At 46.5% G+C, this 16,890-nt stretch carries 17 protein-coding genes and 1 riboswitch; all 17 genes read right to left on the bottom strand.

Going from position 1 to position 16,890, the window contains the following annotated elements; genetic code table 11:
* Positions 1-41 precede the first annotated feature (41 nt).
* Entirely contained in the window at positions 42-1,568 is a 1,527-nt protein-coding gene (locus B9A14_RS04240) for an ABC transporter ATP-binding protein (protein WP_084664308.1), read from the bottom strand.
* A gap of 44 nt (positions 1,569-1,612) precedes the next feature.
* The gene (locus B9A14_RS04235) at positions 1,613-2,656 is read right to left on the bottom strand and encodes a BMP family lipoprotein (RefSeq protein ID WP_084664306.1); all 1,044 of its coding nucleotides are present in this window, start codon (positions 2,654-2,656) and stop codon (positions 1,613-1,615) included.
* A 47-nt stretch (positions 2,657-2,703) separates the two neighbouring features.
* Positions 2,704-3,639: an ABC transporter permease gene (locus tag B9A14_RS04230; protein WP_084664304.1), complete on the bottom strand. Its 936-nt coding sequence runs from the start codon at positions 3,637-3,639 to the stop codon at positions 2,704-2,706.
* Positions 3,639-4,757 (bottom strand): ABC transporter permease, encoded by a 1,119-nt coding sequence (locus B9A14_RS04225; protein WP_197686560.1) that lies wholly within the window; start codon positions 4,755-4,757, stop codon positions 3,639-3,641. The genes B9A14_RS04230 and B9A14_RS04225 overlap by 1 nt, the downstream gene beginning before the upstream one ends.
* A 186-nt stretch (positions 4,758-4,943) precedes the next feature.
* Positions 4,944-5,264 (bottom strand): hypothetical protein, encoded by a 321-nt coding sequence (locus B9A14_RS04220; protein ID WP_084664300.1) that lies wholly within the window; start codon positions 5,262-5,264, stop codon positions 4,944-4,946.
* Positions 5,265-5,534: 270 nt separating this feature from the next.
* Positions 5,535-6,740 carry a hypothetical protein gene (locus B9A14_RS04215; protein WP_084664298.1) on the bottom strand — a complete coding sequence of 402 codons (1,206 nt, stop codon included), beginning with the start codon at positions 6,738-6,740 and terminating at the stop codon, positions 5,535-5,537.
* A gap of 10 nt (positions 6,741-6,750) precedes the next feature.
* Positions 6,751-7,377 (bottom strand): ECF transporter S component family protein, encoded by a 627-nt coding sequence (locus tag B9A14_RS04210; protein WP_084664296.1) that lies wholly within the window; start codon positions 7,375-7,377, stop codon positions 6,751-6,753.
* Positions 7,378-7,396: 19 nt separating this feature from the next.
* Positions 7,397-9,094 carry an ABC transporter ATP-binding protein gene (locus tag B9A14_RS04205; RefSeq protein ID WP_084664294.1) on the bottom strand — a complete coding sequence of 566 codons (1,698 nt, stop codon included), beginning with the start codon at positions 9,092-9,094 and terminating at the stop codon, positions 7,397-7,399.
* Entirely contained in the window at positions 9,067-9,996 is a 930-nt protein-coding gene (locus B9A14_RS04200; protein WP_084664292.1) for an energy-coupling factor transporter transmembrane component T, read from the bottom strand. Before B9A14_RS04200 ends, B9A14_RS04205 begins: the two co-directional genes overlap by 28 nt.
* Positions 9,997-10,008: 12 nt before the next feature.
* Positions 10,009-10,722: a DUF4430 domain-containing protein gene (locus B9A14_RS04195; protein WP_084664290.1), complete on the bottom strand. Its 714-nt coding sequence runs from the start codon at positions 10,720-10,722 to the stop codon at positions 10,009-10,011.
* Positions 10,723-10,768: 46 nt separating this feature from the next.
* A complete protein-coding gene (locus B9A14_RS04190; RefSeq protein ID WP_157109774.1) occupies positions 10,769-12,292 on the bottom strand; it encodes an S-layer homology domain-containing protein in 1,524 nt (507 codons plus the stop codon).
* Positions 12,293-12,438: 146 nt separating this feature from the next.
* Positions 12,439-12,634: riboswitch (cobalamin riboswitch) on the bottom strand.
* Positions 12,635-12,779: 145 nt separating this feature from the next.
* Positions 12,780-13,379, bottom strand: a complete 600-nt coding sequence (locus B9A14_RS04185) for a nucleotidyltransferase family protein (protein ID WP_084664286.1) — start codon at positions 13,377-13,379, stop codon at positions 12,780-12,782.
* 653 nt (positions 13,380-14,032) lie between these two features.
* Entirely contained in the window at positions 14,033-14,629 is a 597-nt protein-coding gene (locus B9A14_RS04175; RefSeq protein ID WP_084664282.1) for an NAD-dependent epimerase/dehydratase family protein, read from the bottom strand.
* 103 nt (positions 14,630-14,732) lie between these two features.
* The gene (locus B9A14_RS04170) at positions 14,733-15,671 is read right to left on the bottom strand and encodes a DUF4351 domain-containing protein (RefSeq protein WP_084664280.1); all 939 of its coding nucleotides are present in this window, start codon (positions 15,669-15,671) and stop codon (positions 14,733-14,735) included.
* Positions 15,672-15,821: 150 nt separating this feature from the next.
* A complete protein-coding gene (locus B9A14_RS04165; protein ID WP_084664278.1) occupies positions 15,822-16,232 on the bottom strand; it encodes a type II toxin-antitoxin system VapC family toxin in 411 nt (136 codons plus the stop codon).
* Positions 16,229-16,474 (bottom strand): AbrB/MazE/SpoVT family DNA-binding domain-containing protein, encoded by a 246-nt coding sequence (locus B9A14_RS04160; RefSeq protein ID WP_084664276.1) that lies wholly within the window; start codon positions 16,472-16,474, stop codon positions 16,229-16,231. Before B9A14_RS04160 ends, B9A14_RS04165 begins: the two co-directional genes overlap by 4 nt.
* A gap of 25 nt (positions 16,475-16,499) precedes the next feature.
* Positions 16,500-16,754 (bottom strand): hypothetical protein, encoded by a 255-nt coding sequence (locus tag B9A14_RS17335; protein WP_084664274.1) that lies wholly within the window; start codon positions 16,752-16,754, stop codon positions 16,500-16,502.
* Positions 16,755-16,890: the final 136 nt, after the last annotated feature.

Raw genomic sequence — 16,890 nt, 5'->3', positions numbered from 1 at the left:
TATTTGCCCTTCATGTTCTTGTTGTTTAAGGCCATTTACTACTATGAAGCTACTTGCCTGATGCCGGCCATAAGAAGCCCTAAAGCGCGTTCGTCGGCTTCCTCCGCATCCATGACCCTCATGATTTGCCCTTCATATATTACGGCAATACGGTCGGATAAGGTCATAATTTCTTCCAGGTCCTCTGAGATTAGGAGTACTCCCATACCCTTGTCCCTGGCTTCCATGAGCTTCAAGTGAACATATTCAGTAGCTCCTATATCTAATCCCCGAGCGGGATAGGCCGCTACCAGGACCGAGGGATTGCGTGTAATTTCCCTGGCCAGGATCACCCGCTGGATGTTGCCGCCGGAAAGGCGACCGGTGGGGGTATCTAAGTTCGGGGTTTTAACTCCAAAGCTTTCTACTAAGGAGGTAGCCCGCGATCTTATGCCCGGGTTATGGAGGAATATACCCTTGGCATAAGGCGGAAGATAATGGTCTTTAAGTATAAGGTTTTCCCAAACGGTAAAGGACGGTATAATACCTACATGGAGCCTATCCTCAGGGATATATCCCAGCCCTTGTTTAATAATCTTCTCTGGAGGCCAATTGGTGATATCCTTTCCCTCTAAAAGGATCTGGCCTCTAGTTACTTTTCTAAGCCCGCTTATAACCTCAGCCAGCTCCTTTTGCCCGTTACCGGAGACCCCTGCTATGCCGAGGATTTCCCCTTGCTTAACTTCTAAGGATATTCCCCTAAGGGCCGGAGTCCCTTTGTCACTAGGAGCCCAGACTTCCTTAAGCTCCAGGACAGGTTTTCCTGGAGAGCGTTGCCTTTTTGTTACCCGCGGGGCCATCTCCCTCCCCACCATAAGCCTGGCCAGCTCCTGGGGTGAGGTTTCAGAAGTTTTTAGGGTAGCTACCACCCTGCCATCCCGCAGGACTGTTACCCTATCGCTCACTGCCATAACTTCGTTTAATTTATGGCTGATAAATACTATGGGCCTGCCCTGCCTAGCCATACTTTTAAGCAGGGCGATTAACTCATTAGCTTCTTGTGGAGTAAGAACAGCAGTGGGTTCATCCAATATGAGTAGGCTAGCCCCTCTATAAAGGGCCTTGACTATTTCTACCCGCTGCTGTTCGCCTACACTGAGCTGCCAGACATAAGAATCTGGATTTACGGCCAGGCCATAAGCGTTGGAAATCTCTTTGATCTTCTGGCTGACCGCCTTAAGATCCAGTAAAGGCCCCTTAGGAGAAGGTAGGCCTAGGGCCACATTTTCGGCTACAGTTAAAGTGGGCACCAGCATGAAATGCTGGTGCACCATTCCGATACCGAGTTCTAGGGCTACCCGGGGAGAAGTTATCTTTACCGGTTGCCCGTTTATTAAAATTTCTCCCTCATCCGGCTGGTAAAGGCCGTAAAGGATGCTCATCAAAGTGCTTTTACCAGCGCCATTCTCTCCTAAAAGGGCCAGTACCTCGCCAGCTCTGATCTCCAGATCAACATGGTCATTAGCCAATACTCCAGGGAATCTTTTAGTGATCCCCCGCATTTCAACATGCCTAATTTCGTGAGCCATCAGACTACCATTTCTCCTTTTTATCCTTTTTAGTTTACTACTCCCTATTTTTTAGGTTGCTCCTTAGGAAGTTCTATCTTTAGGCTGCCACTTACAATCTGCTGCCGGGCTTTTTCCACGGCATCTTTGGCTTCCTGGGGTATTTTGTCAGCTAGCTTGGGATTATATTTTAGCTCCAAGGTGCCATCAGCAAAGGAGAGCATCAGGTGTTGGCCGCCGAGTACCCCTTGTTTCCTCAAGCTTATCATTTTTTCAACCACTTTTTCCCAATGATAAACCTGGGAAGCTAGGACTGTATTAGGCGCTATACTGCTTTGATCCATATCAGTGGATAGCCAGTATTTACCGCTGCGCTCGGCCACCGCACGTATAGCGCCCACAGCTTGCTGGGAAGAACCCGTAAGGATATCAGCGCCCGCATCCATATGAACTTTGGCCAGCTCTCCTGCTCCTACGATATTGTTAAAGGAACCTGTATAGGCAATACGAACCTTTACATCGGATTTAGTAGCAGCTACTCCTTGCTGGAAACCGTTATTATATTTAATGGCATCACCAGATTCTACAGGGCCTACTATACCTACTATACCAGACTTGGTCATCTTAGCCGCCAGTATACCTAAAAGATACCCACCTTCTTGGGCCTGGGGATCATAGGCGAAGATGTTAGGTGCTGTCTGGAATCCGGTCCCATAAGCAAAGGTGGTCTTGGGAAAATCAGCGGCAATCTCCCGGAGTACGCTCTGATACTGGGCGCCATGGGCTATCACAATATCATACCCCTGGCTGGCATACTGCCTAATGGCTGCTCCAGCATTGACAGCATCGCCCAACCTTTCGCTCACAGCAATCTCTACCTTATCTTTACCCATTTTCTCTTGTACAGCTTTAAGACCTTCATACATGGACTGGCTCCAGGCCATATCATCTACAGTACTGGGAAGGACCAAGGCAATACGTATCTTTTCCGGCTGTTTGGTCTCCCCTCCCTTCTTGGTGTCGGTAGCAGGTTTGCCGCCACAGGCAGCTAGCGTGGCTAAAAACGTGACAGCCACCAGGATAGTTAAAATTTTCTTCCATTCTTTCATACCTTAATTGGGTCCTCCTTTCATTCCAAATATTAAAATTATTGCTTTTACCCTCGGGTTCCACGTTCGTAAGGCCTACCCAATGCTGCAGGCGCCCAAACGCGGCCGAAGGATACAGCCAGTGCCACTATAGTGATTACATACGGCAGGATTACTGCTAGCTCATAGGGCACGCTAATACCCAGTACTTGAACCCATAGCTGGAAAGAGTCCGCCATACTGAAGAGTAGCGATCCTGCAAGGATCCCCAGAGGGCTCCAGCGGCCGAAGTAAACCAGGGCCACAGCAATAAACCCTCTACCAGCAGTTATATAGTCCGCATACATGTTGGCCTGTCCTACTGTGAGATAGGCCCCTGCCAAACCTGCTAACATGCTTCCCAGGATCAAACATTGGTAACGGATACCATCTACACTTACGCCTAAGGTGTCGGCTGCTTCCGGTGTAGTACCTACCGCCCTGACCTTAAGCCCCCAGGTAGTTTTATAAAGAATAACCCAGGTTATAGGGACCAAAATATAAGCTAGATACACGAGCCAGTTGTGAGAAAAAAATATTGTTCCAATATATGGAATATCGCTTAAACCAGGTATTCTTAAAGGACGCAAGCCTTCTATGGCGGTTATGGCCCCCACATAAAGCCGAAAGAGCAGCCCGGATAGGCCCCAGCCAAACATATATAAGCCAATTCCACTTATACCCTGTTCGGCCTTAAAGGTTATACTAACTATGCCCATAAGTAAACCCATTAAGGCCCCAACGATTAAGCTTACAAGGATGCCCAGATAAGGATTTCCGCTCCGCCAGGTTACGAAAAACCCCATAAAGGCTCCCATGAGCATAATGCCCTCAATACCGAGGTTATACACTCCTGAGCGCTGGGTAAACATTTCGCCCAAGGCTGCCAATAAAAAGGGAGTAGCTAAACGGATTCCCGTAGCCAATATTCCGACTATTAGACCCTGACTGATTACGTCTTCCATTATACTCCAGTTCCTGCCTCCTTTGTTTGTTTAATACGAGTAAAAATATACCTGGTAAAAATCCGTGTTAACAATTCGGGTTTTCGGAGCAGCAGATCGCTAGATACTACAAATAGGATAACGAGGCCTTGGATAGCCATAACTATAGCCGCCGGTACGTTAACAGCCCGCTGCATCATATCTGCCCCTAAAATAAGGGCTCCTAACAGTATAGCTGCTGGTATGGTGCCCAGAGGATGGAGACGACCGAAAAGGGCTGCTACTATCCCGCTAAACCCGTATCCAGCCGAAAGAGACTCCAAGGCGCGATGGTGAACCCCTAGTACTTCTACCGCCCCCGCCAGACCGGCAAAAGCGCCAGCCAGGGCGATAGCTAAGATAAGGTAAAATTCAACCCTAATTCCTCCATAACGCGAGGCCTCTGGTCCCGCACCCACGGCCCGCATACGGTAGCCAATGGTAGTACGCCATAAGAATATATATACCACGATAGCTAAAATAAGCGCTAAGATAAAGCCTGTATGCAGGCGCATACCTGGTACCAAACGGGTTAGCCAAACCTGCTCAGGAACCATGGCTGTCTGAGGTACCCCGGTACCATAGGCTACCTCTTGGGGGTCGATCAATGGGCCCCTTATTAAATAAAGATAAAACTGAAGGGCGATCTGATTTAGCATGACGGTGCTTAAAATCTCGTTAACCGACAGACGGGCTTTTAGCCAGCCAGCGATACCACCCCATATGCCTCCGGCGACACAGCTAGCTAACAAGACTAGAGGTAAGAGTATAACCTTAGGCCACCCGGGAAGGGAGAGGGCTACAGCCGAGGCTGTTATAGCTCCCATGAGTATTTGCCCTTCCCCACCTATGTTCAGGATACCACTGCGGAAGGATATAACTATTCCAAGCCCTACTAAAAGCAACGGAGTAGCACGTACCAAGGTTTCTGTGAGGCCGAATTCGCTCCCTATAGGGCCTGTAAACATGACACTATAAGCTTTTATGGGGTCGGAGCCAGCTAAGATCAAAAGGATAGCACCTATCAATAAAGCCCCTACTAAAGCCCCCAGGAGAATTAATACTTGAACAAACCAAGATTTAGCTATTTGGTTATTCACACATTCACTCCCCATCAAGATAATTATTTTAGTGCTAATTTATTCGACATAACTATTTTTATTCCTGCTAAATTAAAGACCTTCTAGAGGACTTTTAAAAAACTACCTTACGTTAAAGGTCTAAACTTACTTAAGGCCGGACAGGCTCCCTTATCTCTAACTTCATTTCTTCTCCAGAGCGTGTAATTACAATGTATTTTTGCCACTCCGGGTCCCGGCGGGGTAAAGGATAGGGGAATCCCAGGTAGCAAAACGCAAATGAGGGCCCCGGCTTTCGTCCCTTAAGAGGGCACTTCGCACGATCATCTCGGCCACCAAAAGCATTTTTTCGTTTTCCAGGGCGTAGGCTAGACCATGGTCATCGGCTCTTAATTTTACTTTTTTAAGCTCCTTAAGTTCCTCTAAAGCCCGGCCTAAGCCCTCTTCAGTACGGATCACGCTAGCCGCCCGGTCATAAGATCTTGAAGCCTCTGCCTGAAAGGACCTGCCCCAATATCGCCTCCAGATTTAAGCTCCTTAAGGTGCTCCCCTAAAAAGTGGGTTGTTAAATCTGGTAGTCAATAATACAATACAATCTAGAGACTGAATGCTATAGTCGCCATGAGTTTCAGAGCTTGATGGAGGCATATGCTGAAGTATCCTAAATATATATAGAGTATTACAACCGGGAAAGGAGGCATGGTAGCTTGGGATAATATATGGCTCCTGAGGAGTTTCATAAAGCATTTATGAGGCAAATTAATGAAAGCGGAATCTTCTGTGGTATAATCTCCATAATCAGGGGGCCAGCCCGAATTTAGTTAATAAAATTTCGCTCCCACCTTCTCTTTTCCGCTCCTTTCGCCCTACCAAAACATATCCACGATCTCTAGATTGTAAAATACTATACCCACAGTTGTAACCCAAACCTTCTATCGTAGTTTCCCACACCGGATCACCACTTTTATTCGTTCTAACCACATAAACCGCATAGCCACCCTGGGCAGTCTCTTTTTTTCCCGTCAAAACATAACCTCCACCTTTTACCGGAGAAATAGCATAAAACGAACTGGTTTTATTGCCATAAGTTTTTTCCCAAAGCACCTTTCCCTCAGGATCAACTTTGAACAAGTAAGCTGCCAGAATATTACCCTGGTCACTAACTATCTCCTTTTCTCCAGCTATTACATATCCACCATCAGAGGTTAACGTCAAAGACCATCCGTAATCAGAACCTTGGCCGCCGTATGTTTTTTGCCAGATGATTTGTCCGTTTACGTCTGTCTTAATCAGATACACGTCTGGATAACCTGCACTAAAAGACTCGGAGTTTCCAGCAATGAGATAGCCTCCATCATCAAGCTCCTGCACGGCATACCCACAATCAGAACCTTTACCGCCATAGGTTCTTTCCCAGAGTTTATTACCGGCAGCATCTAACTTAATGAGGTAGATATCATATAGGCCGGCGCCAAAGGATTCCGTACCCCCGGCAAAGATGAAACCTCCGTCCCTTGTCTGCTGCACAGACCAGGCGTAATCGCAATATTGACCACCGAAGTTCCTCTCCCATAGGGGTTCCCCTTTTTCATCGGTCCTCACTACATAAACATCATGATCATACCCGTCCTTAGATTTCGTATCACCAACAATGATAAAACCACCTTCGCGGACTTCTTTTACTGAATAGCCACAGCTATGCCCGTTGCCTTTGAACGTTTTCGACCATAATATATTCCCCTTTTCATTACATCTAACTAAAAAAACTTCCGAACCCTCTTGCCCGGAATTTGTCCACCCAGTTAAAACATATCCTCCATCCTTCGTTTGCACTACACAGCGGGCTTCTCCTATACCTAAGGTATGGGACCACTCTAACACCGGAGCATAACTGGGAGTTGCTTTCGCCCGTCCGGGGCCGAACATCCGTTCTACAATAAGCAAGAACAATAACGCACCAAGAAGCAGCCACTGTGCTTTCTTCTTATTATTAATCCCCAACATCCTGGTCCCCCTATAACTCTTCCAAATACTGAACATCTATCTTTTTACGAAAGTACTCTAAAATCTTCAAAGTTTGGTGACCGAGAATGGCACAACAAAGTAGATTGCCAATGGCCCGTAGCGAATCGAAGCTAAAGCCTGCCACCCAGACAAGAAAATAAGTTTTTATAGTCAGGGGCCGCATAAAGACGCTCCACTGCCAGATATCCATAAAGGCCCCGTAAAGATAGCCCCAGAGAAAGCAAATCACGGTTAAAGTTTTGTTTCCTGCGGTGGGGAATAAGGCTTTAAGTACTGCTCCGGAAACACCCACCATCCCCCAACAAAGCATCTGCCAGGGTGTCCAGGGACCTTGACCCATAAAAAAGTTAGAAATTAGGGGTGTCATAGCGCCTACAAAGAAACCAACGCACGCCCCGTATACAAACCCCGTTATTTCCACTAAAAACATAGTGGGCTGCAGAAAAAGCAAACCGGTACCCGTTACCGCTCTACCCGCCGCACATAAGGTGGTCAGCACAGCAATAAGGGATACTTGTCGTGGAGTAAATCCCCCTCTCTTTTCCGCAACCCATATAAGTAGCCCTACGGAAAAAAATCCAATTAAGGTAGTATAAAGGCTCCAGTTCGCTTTCATAGTTTTCTCCCCTATAAGCTTAAATTACCTCTAATCGCTTAGCTAGCAGGGGAAGTATTTTTTCTCTTGCTTCAGCAAAAGTTAATACTCCTTCACAAAGGTCACGGCACAGTTTGCCTATCTGGGGGGAATAAAATATAGATTTGCCCAGTACCGCGTGTTTTTCTCCATCACAGACTATTCTTCCAGCAAACATCAGCATCACTTTTGTCGCAAATTCGGCAGCAAACTCTACATCATGAGTCACTAGAATTACCGTGTTGCCCTTTTCTATTTCTTTTCGTAAAAGTTCACCCAGTTTTTCTTTCAAGCGAAAATCAATTCCCCTGGTAGGTTCGTCCAAAACGATTAGCCTGGGCTTGGTAACCAGGACCGAAGCCAGAGCAACCCTTTGCCTTTCTCCTGTACTCAAATCCCGGGGGTTTGTCTTACGGTACCTTTGAAGGTCAAGCTTTTCCAACATTTCATCGATCAGGCCAATATCTTTCAAACCAAAATTTCTCAAGGTGAAAAGCAATTCATCTTCTACCGTGTCCTGGAAGAGGTAATCATTGGGATTTTGGGAGAGATATGCAGTAAACTTTCTGATTTCTTTAAACCCTTTATCACCTACCTCTTTGCCCTGTACATAAACCTTACCTCTACTTGGTTTAAGCAACCCCATTATGACTTTAAGGAGGGTCGATTTGCCCGCACCGTTTTCACCTATAATGGCCACAAATTCCCCTTCATGTACATCAAAACTAATGTCTTTTAAAACCTCCTGCCCTCCTGGATAACTAAACCACACATTTTGTACGCTAACGATATTCCTTTTTTTACTTGCCTCCCTGACCTGAGCGCTTTTATTCTCTGAATCTGAATCAGATAGTTTCTTACCGTGCAGGTTTTCTTTCTTAATGTAAGAGCATAAAAGTTTTCTTCCCTCCTTTACTGTAAGGGGAATAAAGGGAACCGGGAGGCTAGCAAAAAATCTGGTTACCGGCGGCACAAAAGGTAAGCCCTTTTTTATAGCTTCACGGGCTTCCTCTGGCGCCTTCCCCTGGCAGACAATCTCTCCTCCTTCCATAAGCACCACCCGATCCGCTAAATGAAAACATCTCTCCAGACGTTGCTCGATCAAGATCACCGTAAAGCTCATCTCTTCATTAAGGCGTTTAATTAAGTTTAAAATATCTTCTCCCGAAACAGGATCCAGTTGGGAGGTGGGTTCATCAAGGATAAGCACGCGGGGCTGCATGGCTAGAACGGAAGCCAGAGCCAGCTTCTGTTTCTGCCCACCGGAAAGATTGGCTGTAAAAGCTTCCTTAATTGAGGTTAACCCCATGAAGCTCATAATTTCGGCAACCCGCCATAACATCTCTTTAGGGGGTAATCCTAGATTCTCCAGGCCAAAAGCGATCTCTGCTTCCACACAGGTCTGCACTATTTGCTTTTCTGGATCTTGGAAAACTATGCCCACTTCCCGGGCCAGTTTCCGGCGATCTAGGGTTCTTAACTCTTTACCTTGGAAAAAAACCCTTCCCCCAATTTTACCTCCATAAAAATCGGGGATCAGGCCCGCTAGTACCCTAGCCAGAGAGGACTTACCTGAACCGGAACCTCCTGTAATAAGGATAAATTCCCCTTCTTCGATTTCTAAATTTATGCCTCTCAAGGCAGGTTTTTCTGTTCCAGGATAATAATAGGTTAAATTTTCGATTTTAAAAAGCGGCAATACTTCCACCCCTTGCTTAAAATAAGCGGCACAGATAAGTAAAAAAACACGATAAACAAGACAACAACTGTGGCCCTATCTTTGATTAAAAAGTCTGCCTCCGGGTAAAACGTATACCGGCCGTACCCATAATACAAACCCCAAATGCCAGCAATCAGGGCCAGCAAAACGCTCCCTATACAAAGGGTATCCCTGGGCCGGATCAAGTTCCGGCTGTAAACAGAACGCTTACCACTACCAAAGGCTCTAGCCTGCATAGATGCAGCAATCTCTATGGCATCTTCCAGGGAAGAGAAAAGCAACACATTATAAAGGTAAGAGTATTTCTTTACTCTCTCCCACAAACTTCCCGTATCGAAATCAATACCGCGCAGCTGGTATACTTCTTTTATCCTTTCCAAATTCCTGACCATAGTAGGAAACATACATGTAGCCAGGGTAATTACCAAAACCGATTTGCCGGCTATGCGGGAAAAAAGATTTAAAACTTTATCCGGGTTTATCATCAGGTTATAAAGACAGAAAATGCTAATGATGACCAAAAGCCTAATGCTGGAAGCAACTCCATAATACAGCGCTTCTAGAGAGATGTTAACTCTTCCTAAACAGGGCACCTCCGGACCGTACCAGATGATGGTATGGCCAGTCCTGATTACCAAAGGGTTTACAATCATTACCACAAGCATTAAAAAGATGCCTGCCTTTAAAAACCCCTCCCACGCCTCCACTCCATCTACTTCTTTTATTAAAAGGGCAAGGAGAAAAAATAAGGCTAAAAGATAGAGGGGATTTTCATAGGCTAAACTGAACAAAAGGAGTACAAAGAGATATATCAGGACTGTAACCGGGTGAAAGCTCTGCAAAAAGAGACCCTTATCGTGGTAAAAAAGCTTATTGAACACCCCGACACCCCTTTATTCTTTCTGGATCAAGTCTTCCCACCGGGGAGGAGGTTGGTCCATACTTTTGCTATACCACCAGATCACTTTATCTCCCGTTTTTACTGGATGCTTGCTGGCCATATGCATAGGAACCTCACCGTTTACTGAGTACATCCATCCAGCCATTGCACTGTTGGCCTGCCCAGCGATAGAATCCACAAAGTCAGGCCAGGCGGGTTTAGTGGCATAAGGAAGACCAGTGGCATCCAGAGCACCCAGGGCAGTAATCCCCCATTTGTTATCCTTTTTTATAACAACTTGAGCCGGTTTAAAAAGAAATACACCATCTTTCCCCACAACGGCTATCCATACTCTACACCCGTTTTCACTTGACGTAACCTCCGATGCACTGCTTACTGTCTGCGGAGGGACCATGTTCCCCTTGGAAGGAGGGTTTGGCGTAGAAGTTTTCTGACCTAGTGTCGGGGCAACCGTTTTTACCTCGGTTGTACTTTGTTTAGGCTGATCTTTATTTGCTTCAGAAGAAGGTTGGCCCATAGTGGGAGCAGCACGAGTCTGTCCACTAGCATTGCTCTGCTCCGATGTGCTGTACCTAATTATTTCGCCGCTCTCCGCCTGCCTATATTGCTGTTGGGAATCGAAAACTTTGTGCATATAAAGGGCTGGTCCCACCGCCCCGGCCAGAAGTATTAGCATAGAAATAAGGTAAAACAGCCTTCGTTTCATCAAATCCCCCCATCAGGATATACCTTTAAGAGAGGATAGGCAAAGCCTATCCTCTCTTAAGCACCTCCAACATTCTTCTTAAAATGACTATCGCCTCTGCCCTCGTGGCCTCATCCTGGGGAGCCAACGAGTTCCCCGGCCTCCCTTTAATCAGTCCCAGCTCTGCACAGGCCGCGAGTACATCTTTTGCCCAGCCCGAAACGTGATCGCTATCCGTGTATTTACTATATACCTCTTTTTTCTGTTGCTCTGTTAATTTTATTTCAAACCCTTTCTTGCTCAGGGCCCTGGCAATCATAGCTGCCATCTCTTCCCGGGTAATACTCCTTTCCGGCTCGTATTTCCCGTTGCCAACGCCCCTCACCAGCCCTTCCTTATATGCTGCCTGTATTGCGCCATAAGCCCAGTAGCCCGCCGGCACATCACTAAATACCTCTGCTCCAGATTTCTGTTCATCTATGTTCAACGACCTGATAAGGAAGGCAACAAACTGTGCCCTTGTTATGCTAGCATCAGGAGCAAAAAGGTCTCTGCTTATGCCTCGGGCAATAAGCCTTTTAGCCATAAATTCAATATCATTTTTTGCCCAGTGAGAAGAGATATCATTAAAGGTTACGACGGAAGGGTCAATGTAAAACTGAGTGTTTAATAGATTATAGGCACTAAGGGCCCAGGTGGCGTCCATAGCGTTCTGGGACGTCCCAAAGCTCCCGTCTGGATTAAGGGCCTTATTCATCAGGTAGTCGATGGCTGTTTTTCCCGTACTGCTCTTCCATTCAGCAGGATCCAATCCCAACACCTTTAGGGTCACAATTACTTCTGCAGTATCGATCACTGGATCATCCATGCCAGCCACAAAGCTGCCGTCGTCCTTTTGCTGGTTCTTCATCCAGTTAAGCCCGTTATTAATAGCGGTTTGGATCTGGCTATCTTGTCCTGCTGGATCCAGATAATGGAGTGCCCTTACTGCCTGGGCCGTGGTCATGAAATCAGCATAGAAGTTACCCTCCCAAGTGAACCCCCAGGCTCCGTAACCACGATCGCCAACTTTTGTGTTCTGGGTTCCCAAGATATAGTCTTTGGCATACACTTTATTAATCACCGAAATTAATCCTGCTCGGCCTAAAAGGTCGAAGGCTGGCATGTTGCTAAAAATACTGTAATCCCCAGTGTCGAATCCATAACCTGTCTGTCTGGCTTTTAATATCTGGACCAAACTATCTACCAGATCGTTTCGCCCCAACGACTGTGCGGCCACCAAATCCTGGGCCAAAACCTTAGCTCTGATTTGACTACTGTTGGAAATATCACTGTAGACTGCGTTTGTTACAGCGTCTTTAAGGCTTTCCCCATTGTATACCCAGCCGCTGACGTCAACACCAGCTTGAGTTAGAATATAGAAACCATAGGAACCTACCCCAGCATCATGATTCTGGAAGCCATTTTTTGTATACTCATCTCGTAGAAACTTAATAGCATAGTCGGCCGGTGAAGATACTTCACTCGTCCAACCTTTAGCTATAGGCAGAGAAAGAATTAGAGACGTCAAGATAATCCAAATCAAGCTCATCTTTTTCCACTTATTTCTATAAGCAGACAATCTTTATTCCCCCATTCCTTTAAATTTGCCCTCTGCTTTCCCCAGACGAGGCTTTAGTAGTCTATAAAGAAGCGATACGTAAAATAAATAATCACCTCCCTATCCGCGTAGGTCGGTTAAGTTTACGGTAACGGGCAGGTTTCCTGGCTCAGGTTCATCGGTTCCCTACGTCTTCCCAGGGCTTAAAAGCCCCAGTGACCTATATGTAGGGTTCCTCCCCCTCACAGTGGCGGGACCGCGCCGGATTCCCACCGGCTTCCCTTTTAACTTTTACCCCTTCCGGGTAAAAGCACCCGTACCTGGATAAACCTTTAATTTTTGATTTTTACTCGTGATTTTTACTCGACTGTGTTACTTACTATTCGCTGTCACTTCATTTTTTTCCTGCTGGTTAGTGTCAAAATTGACTAACTGTTTGCTTCTTACGAGCGCGATGTCCCAAAAATCAATGTTTAGCCTAAGATAGCCCTTGATCTTTAACAGCGTTAATATAAGCCTCACTCTGTCTCAAGGCCTCAGTTAAAACGTCCTCTACTTGCTGCTCTCGAGCTGCCTCCTTAAGGTATTCTAAATCAATCTCGCCAGCATGAAGTGCAAGAAGCTTGGCTGCCCACTGAGCATCCGCTTGGCTCTTCCAAAACTTCGCTGCAGCCAACCTGTCTACTACCAGATCCTCAATCCCAATTATAAAAGCTTCCATACCGTTTATTTCTACGGTAACCACTTTTTCTAGGGAACCTGCTAAAAACTCATCGGGTATTTCTATAGCCAGGTCAAGCTCTTCATGATACCAGTGCCGTTCACCAGGCCGGCGTAAGAAGCCCATTTCTTCCAAAATAAGTTTAGCCTGCTCTCTTCCGTTAACTACCAGGTCTATATCTTTTGTGGCATATCCACCTAAGGTATAAAACTCTAGAGCCCGGCCTCCTACTAAAATAGGTCTAATCCCCTTAGGTTTAAGGGCCTCGGTTAATACCGCTAGTACCCCCAAAGCCTTTCTAAGCGAGTCCTTTTCTTGGGTCAAGCTAGTAAGAATATCTCCTAACCGCTCGTTCATTTCATACGATACCTCCGGGGACCGACCTTTTCTATACTACCATTAACTAAACTCTTCTGCCATCGCTTATAGTCCAACAAAAACAAGACAATATCTTCTTCCATAGCTCGGTGCCTGCCAGAACGTGGACTCTTACCCAGATGAGCCACCCAGGCGGTATAAAAATGCGATGATTTCTTTTTTAGTCGGCTAATGTACTCATCATAATTTACCCTGACCATCTTTTGGTTTCCCTACCTTTTTCTACCTGTTAGTTTCTACCTGTCACATATATTATACCTAACAGCACCAAGGAAAGCACTGCAAAAACGAAAAAGCCGCGCTAGCCACATACCCGCTCAGTAAGTTTACCCAGCACGGCCTTTTTCTTCCCCCGCGGCACGCCCACACCATCAGTAGGCTGCTGCAGCCAGAAACGTTCCACCAAACCCATCCCTGGCCGTTTACTGCCTCATCCGGTGGTTCAACGTCCATGCCAAGGACATAATTTAAGGCACCCTGACAGAGACAAATTATAAGCGGGCAGGCGGCTGGAGCCGGTGTACCGGTTGCCCAGGGGCCTCCTGCCCGCCATTATTTTTTGAGGCGGCCTCTCGGCGCAACAAGGATTAAGAGCTTCAAAGCATCGTCCAAAGCGCTCTTGTCTGCCAAAGTTATTTCCTGCTCAGTTCCTTCAGAGCTGGTAGATACTGTTCAATTATTTCCCGGGCAACTTCTAGGGCCTTCTTTGGATTTCCTGTCCTCCTCAGGTGCTCCACTGTGCACCTAAGGCCGTGCACACGGGCAAAGTAGTAGAGATAATATTCCGAAGCCAGCTTGCTCACTCCATAGGGCGATAGCGGCCCCTTGGGGTGTTCCTCCTTCACCGGAAGCTCATCCGGCTCGCCGTACACTACCCCGCCCGAAGAAGCAAAAATAAACCCCTTTACCCCATAGCGCAGGCAATTGGATAAGAGGTTTAACAGCCCTTGGATGTTTACCCGGGCGTCTTCTTCCGGGCTGGCCACGGAACGGCGCACATCAATTTGAGCTGCATGGTGGTTCACCAGCTCTATCCTTTCTTCCCGGAAGACCCTTTCCAATTCCGGCGAACAAATGTCCATCCGGTAAAACCGGCAGGCAGGATTAAGGTTTTCTTCCTTACCGCTGCTCAAGTCATCGACTACTACTACCTCGTGCCCTTCTTCTAGCAAAGCGTCCACCACATGGGAGCCGATAAAGCCGGCCCCGCCGGTCACCAGTATGTGCAAAGGATAGCCTCCTCCAAGCAAAAAGTTAGTACATATTGTGCTCACATTTTTAGCTCAATTAATTAGCCTACGTCACAAGATAGCGCCTTTAGCAAAGGCTTTTTCAATGCTCCATGCCCAGGAATTTCCTTAGGTCACTTTCACTGGTCACCTCAAATATCTTCTCCGCCAGCTCATCAAGCTCCTTCAAGGAAAGAGACTTTATCCTCTCCTCTACCTCAGGGGGAAGAAAACCTAAACGCTTCTTTAACTGCTTTAGCAGAATTTCTTTCCGGCCTTCTTCAAGGCCTGCTTCCAGGCCTTTTTGCCATCCTTCTTGCCATCCCTTTGTATGCCACGAAGTCCTAAGTTCCATTACCTTCTTAACCTCCTCCGCACTTAATTCCCTATGTAACATCTCCTCTACTTCCTTCTCCTCTTCCGGGCTTAAACCTAAGTAAGTATCAAATATCGCAGTTATAAGCCCCAGCTTCGCGGGGTCCAGTTGCATCCTGGTTATCATCCTTAAGAATTCCAGCTTCAACTTAAGCCTCTCCTTAGGGCTATAGTCCATCTTACTTAAAAGCGCCGCCGCAACTGGATTGTTGCTCCTTATGTACTTCCTCCAGGGCAGCTTCTTTAGCTGCACTTTGTAAAAGTTAAACTCTAGCACCTTAAGAAAAGGAAAGGTTACTTCGTGTCTGTCTAGCTTTTCTACCTTGCTGTCATAGGAAAATACAGCTATAGGCAATACCTTCTTCTTATGCTTTTCGTAAAGCCGGCTAAAGTATATAAACATGCGCCGGGCAAAGTCTGCTTCCTTATAAGCTTGGGGTTCTACATGGATAAGGACGTAACCTTCTTCTCTTTTTATTTTAACACTGGCCAGGATATCTACGTAATGTTTTTCTCCGGCTGTAATGTCGGTAATGATCTCCTGGGCTAAGAAGGTTAGCTCGGAATAATCTATTAGGGCGTGGGCTTCGGGGAAGAAGAGCTCCATGAATTCTTTAAAGAAGTTGGTAATGAGCTCTTTAAATATGGCGTCGTGGTCTATAGGCATGTCCAGCTTCTCCTATTTCTTTTGTTTAGTTTGGCGTGTCGGGCATAAGCCTACCAAGGTGACATGCGTAAGCTCATTGTAACCGGCATAGCCGTCAACGTGTTTCTGGGTCATGATGTAGCTCAGGAGCGAGGAAGAGAGTGGGCATTTTTATCCACCAACCCACACTATTTTCGCTCCTAAGCTCTCGGCTATAGCCTTAATCTCGGGGTCGCCAGTAACTACAGGTGCCTTAAGTTCCACAGCCAGCCCTAAGACAAAAGCATCAGCGTACGAAAGCCCTCCTTTAGCCTTAATGCGGGCTGCTTCCCGAGCCCTTGGCCAAGAAACTTCTACTATAGCTACCGTCTCCTCCTCCATAATGGCTCGCACAACCTCTTCAGCCGCCCGTTCTCCTTGTTTTCGTGAAATAATGTAGTAGACCTCTCCCAAATTGACCACGCTGAGGTACAGCTCAGTGTCCTCGTCAGAAAGAATATCTGCGACTACCTGCGCACCCGGCTCATCCTCTACCAGTGCGAGAATAGCGTAGCTGTCCAAAACAAATTTTTTGTGTCTCAAGTTGACTCCCTCTCCCTGTCCGCGGCACGTTCCTTAAGAAGAAGATCTGTCAGTTTTTCCCCTTCTCCCCCTTTTAATTTGCCTCTAAGGGCCAACAGAGGGTGTCGCGGCAAAGGGCGTATAACAATGGCCCCCTCTATTTCTTCGAGGACTAATTTATCTCCTTTTTTCAACCCATACCGCCTGCGCAAGGCAACAGGAATAGAAATTTGGCCCTTTTCTGAAATAGTAACTTTATACACAGAAACTTACCTCCGATTATAAATCTTACTTTAAGCAGAATATACTACAAGGAACCGAAAGTAGTAAAGATGATTCCCAGTAAGAGGTTGGTACGCAGTATCCACCTAAAGACGCCGAAAAAGTTTCTGGCAAATTCTCCACAAATAGAGCTTCCGAAGCCATTTGCTGTAGCAAGGCTTGGTGCCAGTTTTCTCCCAATGGCTTGCTCTGGTCAACAGCATCGGCAATCATCTTTTGGCTAAAGAAATAAGAAAGGCTGTTATGTACCCCTAAATACACAAAGCCGTTTGGCTTCGATGGTCTCCATTCGCTATGCTCTCCAAGGAAAGGGACTTCAATGGAACTCCAAATACTTCACGTATTTTCTGCCCTGCGATGGCGCTAACAAGCTTTTCATCAGCCGTCCAGTACTCGC

The organism is Thermanaeromonas toyohensis ToBE, assembly GCF_900176005.1.
GTDB lineage: Bacteria > Bacillota > DSM-521 > Neomoorellales > Neomoorellaceae > Thermanaeromonas > Thermanaeromonas toyohensis.
The sequence above is the reverse complement of the archived record's forward strand: the minus strand, read 5'-3'. Positions and strand labels throughout refer to the sequence as shown.